The following is a 1,754-nucleotide window of genomic DNA, read 5'->3' on the forward strand; positions in this document are numbered from 1 at the left end:
GTTGATGGCCTTGAAGTGCTGGTAGAGGCCTTCCTGCGTCGGCTTGTTGTAATAGGGCGTGACCACAAGGAGCGCATCTGCCCCCACCCTCTCGGCATGGYGCGCGAAGCCGAGCGCTTCCGTGGTGCTGTTGGAGCCGGCGCCGGCGATCACGGGAACGCGACCCTTGACCTCGTCGACACAGATCTCGACGACGCGCTCGTGTTCCCTGTGGCTGAGGGTCGGGCTTTCACCTGTCGTCCCGACCGGAACCAGGCCGTTCGTGCCGTTCTCGATCTGCCAATTGATGTGACCACGCAGCGCGTCTTCGTCCACGGCGCCGTTTTTGAAGGGCGTCACGAGGGCCGTAATCGAGCCTTTCAATTGAATCATGGTGACGCTCTCCGTGGGTAAGGTCTCAACTCTGTAGCTGGGAGACAGTTCTGGGGGGACACATAAGGGGTGCGGCCCATTAGCGCAAACATGGGTCCGTGATGTTGTCCTAGCCCGGCTGTTAGTGTTTCCTCAAGGCCGTTGTCTCACGATTGTGTTTCCGGTGCGTCGTTTACGAAGGTCAATGCGGGTTTTGCGTCCAATCAAACTTTGAATAAAAGCCGTTCAAGGGGGATTTCATGAGTCAGCAGCGTCTCGCGATCCGTCTTCTCGCCTCGGTTGCCCTTGCCTTTGGCTGCCTTACGGCCGCCCAGGCTGGCGGGACGCCGCCGGTTTCCCCGTCCGCGGCCCCTCAAAGTGGCATCCGCTTTGGCTCGGTGGACGATCAGATCGCGCCCGTCGTCCCCTTGAGTGACAGGGATTACTTGCCGCTGATCCTGAAGGCCTATCGCAGCGGGGACAGCATCGAGGCCGATATCCTCAAGACCAAGCTGACGATGYCCGGGGGCAAGGCGCTCGCGGAATGGTTCGCGATTCGCGGAGGGATCTCCGTCGGCTTCAACCGCGTCGCCACCTTTCAGAAGGATTATGCCGACTGGCCGCGATCGAGCCTGTTCAGGCGCCGGACCGAGGAGGCTTTCCTCGCCGCACGCAAGCCGCCGGCTCAAGTTCGCGAATATTTCGTCGCTCAGCCGCCGGTAACGGTCAACGGCCGTATCGCACTGGCGCTCGCCCTCAAATCCGACGGCTACGACAAGGATGCCGTTGCTCTGCTCCGACAAGTGTGGCGGGAGGACAGCTTCGGTGGAGACACCGAAGAGAGGATCATGGACCGCTTCGCCGGTGAGCTGACGCAGGCCGATCACCGATTCCGCATGGAGCGGTTTCTCCTGAGCGAAAGTTGGGGCAGCGCCCTGCGTGCCGCCGGCTACGCAGGCAAGGACTATGCAACGCTGGTCAAGGCGCGGCTGGCTCTGTTCCAAGGAAAGAAGAAGGCCGACAAAGCCTTTGCAGCCGTTCCGGCCAATCTGCGCTCGGATTGCTCCTATCTCTTCTCTCGAATCCTGTTTCAGCGCCGCAGCGGCAATCTCGAGGAGGCGGCTCGGCTCCTCGCCCAGGCACCGCAGGATCCGGTCCAGCTCGTCGACGGTGATGAATGGTGGGCCGAGCGTCGGCGCATTACGCGAGATCTCCTCGATAAGGGCGATGCGAAACTGGCCTATGACGTGGCGAGCCGGCACGCGGCCGAATCGCCCGCGCAGCAGATCGAGGCGGAGTTTCATGCCGGTTGGATTGCTCTGCGCTTCCTGAACAACTCGGAGGCCGCCGCCAAGCATTTCGCCGCCGCAGCGCAAAGTGCCTCGACGCCGATCTCGCTCGCC

General features: G+C 62.2%; 1 protein-coding gene and 1 pseudogene. One reads left to right on the forward strand and one right to left on the reverse strand.

What is annotated here, in order from left to right:
* Positions 1-372: dihydrodipicolinate synthase family protein (locus AC1DT3_RS20055; RefSeq protein WP_477466971.1), on the reverse strand; the 372-nt coding region annotated here is incomplete at its 3' end.
* A gap of 239 nt (positions 373-611) precedes the next feature.
* On the opposite strand from AC1DT3_RS20055, the pseudogene AC1DT3_RS20060 reads away from it, so the two are divergent.
* Positions 612-1,754: pseudogene (locus AC1DT3_RS20060) on the forward strand (lytic transglycosylase domain-containing protein); the annotation flags it as partial.

The organism is Microvirga sp. P4_G7, from assembly GCF_056401005.1.